The sequence below is a fragment of the Streptococcus sp. genome (genome assembly GCF_019414905.1).
GTDB lineage: Bacteria > Bacillota > Bacilli > Lactobacillales > Streptococcaceae > Streptococcus.
This window is the reverse complement of sequence record NZ_DXLC01000202.1, coordinates 1-4535: the sequence shown is the minus strand read 5'-3', so window position 1 is coordinate 4535 and position 4535 is coordinate 1. Positions and strand designations below refer to the sequence as shown.

The 4535-nt window shown below is 39.8% G+C and carries 4 protein-coding genes; all 4 read right to left on the bottom strand.

All coding sequences use genetic code 11. The features are described from left to right. Positions 1 to 41 precede the first annotated feature (41 nt). Positions 42 to 1397, bottom strand: a complete 1356-nt coding sequence (gene rlmD / locus QZ359_RS06145; protein ID WP_293964049.1) for a 23S rRNA (uracil(1939)-C(5))-methyltransferase RlmD — start codon at positions 1395 to 1397, stop codon at positions 42 to 44. A 391-nt stretch (positions 1398 to 1788) separates the two neighbouring features. Continuing rightward, positions 1789 to 2181 carry a transcriptional regulator gene (locus tag QZ359_RS06140; protein WP_365967528.1) on the bottom strand — a complete coding sequence of 131 codons (393 nt, stop codon included), beginning with the start codon at positions 2179 to 2181 and terminating at the stop codon, positions 1789 to 1791. Between the two features lie 36 nt (positions 2182 to 2217). After that, positions 2218 to 3039, bottom strand: coding sequence for a hypothetical protein (locus tag QZ359_RS06135; protein WP_293964046.1), 822 nt, complete (start codon positions 3037 to 3039; stop codon positions 2218 to 2220). Next, on the bottom strand, positions 2999 to 4294 hold the full coding sequence (locus QZ359_RS06130; RefSeq protein WP_293964045.1) for a hypothetical protein: 1296 nt from the start codon (positions 4292 to 4294) through the stop codon (positions 2999 to 3001). Before QZ359_RS06130 ends, QZ359_RS06135 begins: the two co-directional genes overlap by 41 nt. Positions 4295 to 4535 lie beyond the last annotated feature (241 nt).

The window sequence follows — 4535 nt, the reverse complement described above, 5'->3', positions numbered from 1 at the left end:
TTACTATTATACCGACTTTTTATTTTTTGTCAACTACTTTTTTAAACTTTTTTTATTAATTTTACAACAGCTTCAGTTCGAGCTGTATGTGGGAACATATCGACCGACTGGATATAATGAAGATCATAGACTTCTACTAAGCGTACCAAATCACGAGCCAAGGTCGAAACATTACAAGAAATATAAACCATTTTTTCTGGCACATAAGTAAGAATAGTATCTAATAACTTATCATCCAGACCTGTACGTGGTGGGTCCACAATCAGAGCATCTGCTCGGTAGCCTTCCTTGTACCAACGAGGAATAATCTCTTCTGCCGTTCCAGCTTCATAATGAGTATTGTCAAATCCCATTCTTTTCGCATTTCGCTTGGCATCTTCAATAGCTTCTGGGATAATATCCATTCCTCTAAGTGTCTTTACTTTCTTTGCAAAGGCAAATCCAATCGTTCCCACTCCACAATAAGCGTCAATCAAATGGTCTTCTTTATTAACATCCAAGGCTTTTACCGCCTCGTTATAAAGAACTTCTGTTTGTTCAGGATTTAGTTGATAGAAAGCTCGAGGAGATAGTGAAAATTCATAATCGAGTACACCTTCTTGAATCCTCTCTTGTCCCCAGATAATCTCTGTCTTTTCACCATAAATCTCACTGGTTTTAGCTGTATTTGTATTAACAGCTACTGTCACAACTTCTGGAAAATCTTTAACTAAGTCTTTTACTAGTTGGGTTAAATTAAGCTGACGATTTGTAACAATAATAATCTGAACCTGTCCAGTCTTTATTGCTCGTCGGACCATTATAGTTCTAACACCTAGAACTTTTCTCTCATCCGTTATCGGAATTTGGTGAAAAGTAAGTAATTCCGCTAGGCGATTAGCAATCACTTGGGTTTCCTTGTCTTGTACCAGGCAGTCTTTCAACTCTACTAAATAGTGAGAGTTCTGTGCATATAAGCCCACCTTGACCTGATTTTTAAATTTTCGAGTCTGAAATTGTAACTTAGCACGGTAGTACTTTGGTTCCTGCATTCCAATAGTTGGACGGATTTCATAATTTTCATATCCTGCAGGGGCAAATTTTTTCAGTGCTTGGTGAAGTAAGTCCGTCTTGAACTCCAGCTGCTTATCATAATGCAGGTGCATGATTTGGCAGCCTCCGCACTCATTGTAAATAGTACAAGCTGGCACAACTCGAAATTTAGACTTCTTGTTGACCTTCAGTAATTTTGCCTCAACAAAGTTACGTTTAATAGAAGTAATCTGACAATAGATATCTTCTCCTTTTAGTGCTCCAGGTACAAAAACTAACGTTTTTTGGTAAAAGCCGATTCCCTCACCATTAATTCCCATGCGCTTGATTTTTAATGGTATTTTTTGTTTCACTTTCAGATTCATACCCCTATCTTATCACATTTTGAGTTATTCCGCTACCGCTTGATTTTTATATTTCATTAGTAAGCAAAAGCCTTTATATTGCTGATTTTCTTTAAAATCACATTTCCTTATATTTTCTTTAAATTCTTTAAAAGTTCCTAAAAATGTTCACAAAAAAAGCCCCACAAAGGAGCCACTATACTATATGATGAGTTCAGCAGGCAAGAAACTAGCACGGTCAAACGTGCTTTTTTATTACCTAGCACCATTATACCACACTATCGCCAACCTATATATTCAGAAATCTAAAAGCCCCTAGATTCATTTCCAAGGGCTTCTAACTGATTCATGGAGTTTTATATGATGACGCCCTAAAGCGGGGCGCCCTAGACTGCAATCATTCAGCTGATAGCTACTTATAGACTTCTAGTTCTCCGTTCTCGTGGATTCTCGCAAAGTTCAAGACAGCTATCTGTTTGTATCTGTGATAATTAGTGGATTTTGTCCCAGCAATTTCTAAACATTCACTTACTGTTTTCTTCCTCATGTAGCAATAATGAATGATAAAACACTTTCTAGCACGGTCATTCTCTATCCTATTGATATCATGGACAAATGTTTCTAGACCCTCTCTGATTACTTTTTCATGCTTACTAGTCAAATTCCACTGATCAGGTAAGACAAGTTTCCAAGCCTGTTCATCTATCGTAACCTGGTTTTCACTTCCTGTCATCCTCTGGAATCTCAGAAAGTAAATCATCCGCTTTCTAACGTTCATCATCGTTTTAAACTTATCCAGCTCCATTTTTAACGACAACCTTTCTACTCCTATACCTCAGGACTATCTTAATCTTCTTTTAGGATTCCCAAACTTGGCAATCCTTTCATCTCGTTTTCTTTTACGTTCTTCAGCGGACTCTATACCTATCTGTTTTCGACGCTCCACATCTTCTTGATTGATATTACTCCATTTTCTGGTATGCACGTTCTGCCATCTACCATCTTGCGGATAATATTCAACGGTGCATCTACAATTACTATGCCGTCTGTAAATATCATGGGGAACGGAAGGATATTTATAACTACCCTCCAGTTCTTGACACCACTTACAACACTTCCCAGCCGTTCGCCTAGTAATTTTAGGGCTAAGTCCTGCTTTATACTGAAAGACCACATTTCTTTGAATCGTATCATCTACAATGCTCTGGGTAAAATTAACAATCGTTTCACCTACTAACCATTTTACAGCTCCAAAATCGTCTTCACTAGCTAAACGATTTACTAAGCCGTCAATCCTATCTTGATTCAACTCAGGAACTTGAGCAGGAATGCGAAGGTTAGCCCTAAGGTTTAAATCTTCTTGAACTTTTTCAGTATATTCGCTTACAAGGTCATAGTTTCGACCCAAAACATCTTCCAGCAATCGTTTAGCGATATTATAGTACATCTTGCCATCTGGTAGGCTTTCATTACTTAAGTAAGTTCCTAAAACCTTTGAGAGTATTTCACCAATTTCTATAGCATATTGATTGGCGTCCAGATAATTAGCTTTATTCTCTTCTAACTTTTCTAGCAACTCTTCCAGAATCTCACTATCAAGCCTAGCTTTTTCAAATTCATCCTTAATTTTCTGGAGTAGACTCGGAAACATATCTTCCACCATCTGCACCCTCCTTCACTACTGGAGCAGGCTTGTCTGACCCCTTAATTCCAGTCAAGTCACGGATGGTTTCAGCATCCATATAGCCAGGCACCGCTTGATTCAGTTTGATAACACCATCACCAATCAAGGTCAGCATGTTAGCGTCCGCCTCAAACAAAGGCTCCCACTTCACGACCGTTTTATTGAACTGTTTCCTCAAATAAGGAAACTCATCACGTAAACAAGTAGCGACATAAGCCACATTCAGCAGACCAGAACCCAGAGAGCGCTGAGCCTTCCGACCAGCTAACCGCAAGTTCTCATGACTAGCCTTGATAGCTTCAACAGATGACGGATTATCAGAAACAAAACCAAGATCATCCAAGGTCAATCCCATTTCCCCAGCAAATCCAGCTGCTGCAGTCCGTAACTGCTCAGTAAAAGGAGACATGCTGGACGTGGTGAATTGTCCCACATTCGGCTTTTCCCCCTCATCATCTTTCGTAAACGTCAGCAAGCTAGATACAGTTGCTTTCCAAGTATCAATCGCCTCAGCATCTTGACTCAATCCCAACACATACTTCTGAGGGAATGAATAGAACTCGGCAGTAACATCTGACCGCACAAGCGTTCGTTTAGCATATCTCTGATAGTACATCCCAGCCTTAGTAATTCGTGACCGACCAAACGGCCGAACAGCATCAGGCCTATGAATGACTGGCACCAGCAAAGGAACACCCGTCGGATTTTCGATTGCAAACGGCTTACCATCTTTCGGATAGAACCAAGTCACATCACTAGTAAAATAAGCCTCAAGCACGGCATAACCATTGTCATCCCTTTTCAAAACGGCATAGCCCTCTATCAACAAGCCAGTGATAGGATCCAGAACACCAGTTGCATTACTCGCCTCGATAACCTGCAACCTAGGAGCATCATCGTCCCCTTGCGAAATGTAAACAAAACAACACGACCCAATCAGAGCCGAAAGAATCGCGCTATCAAAGAATACATCTGGATTGTTCTGAGCAAAGATTTCATTCGCTCCAAACTCATCATTGGCAAACTCACGAAAGACCAAACGATCTGCAAGACTGTCAACACCCTTAGCAGTCCAACCTAAGACCGCTCGATATTGTTGCCTGATTTGAGGTGGTATCGTAATACCAACATCTATGTCATTGTGTTGCATAGCATACTGATTGTATCTAGTATCTACACCCATTTTATAATTGGCTAGCTTCTTCCTGAGATAGCCCATACCTTTCAATGTCATTTTATACAACTACCTTTCATTTCCCGCGAGAAAAAATGTACAGTGACGGTGTGAAGTCCGGGAGCACCGAGGGGGAGGGGGTCATCCCCCCATCTTCTCCCTGGTTGCTTCAGGCTCTTTCACAAAAAATATTTTTTCCGATTCAATTTATTAAAAATTTTTTTAATTATTTTTTTATGGAGTCTTTTTATGGACTCTTTAAAATAAATCCTTCAGCATTTCACTCAGACCTTTGTTGAGT

Excerpts from the sequence above, each read along its gene's own strand:
- rlmD (WP_293964049.1), bottom strand. The coding sequence starts at position 1,397 with ATGAATCTGAAAGTGAAACAAAAAATACCATTAAAAATCAAGCGCATG.
- QZ359_RS06140 (WP_365967528.1), bottom strand. The coding sequence starts at position 2,181 with ATGGAGCTGGATAAGTTTAAAACGATGATGAACGTTAGAAAGCGGATG.
- QZ359_RS06135 (WP_293964046.1), bottom strand. The coding sequence starts at position 3,039 with ATGGTGGAAGATATGTTTCCGAGTCTACTCCAGAAAATTAAGGATGAA.
- QZ359_RS06130 (WP_293964045.1), bottom strand. The coding sequence starts at position 4,294 with ATGACATTGAAAGGTATGGGCTATCTCAGGAAGAAGCTAGCCAATTAT.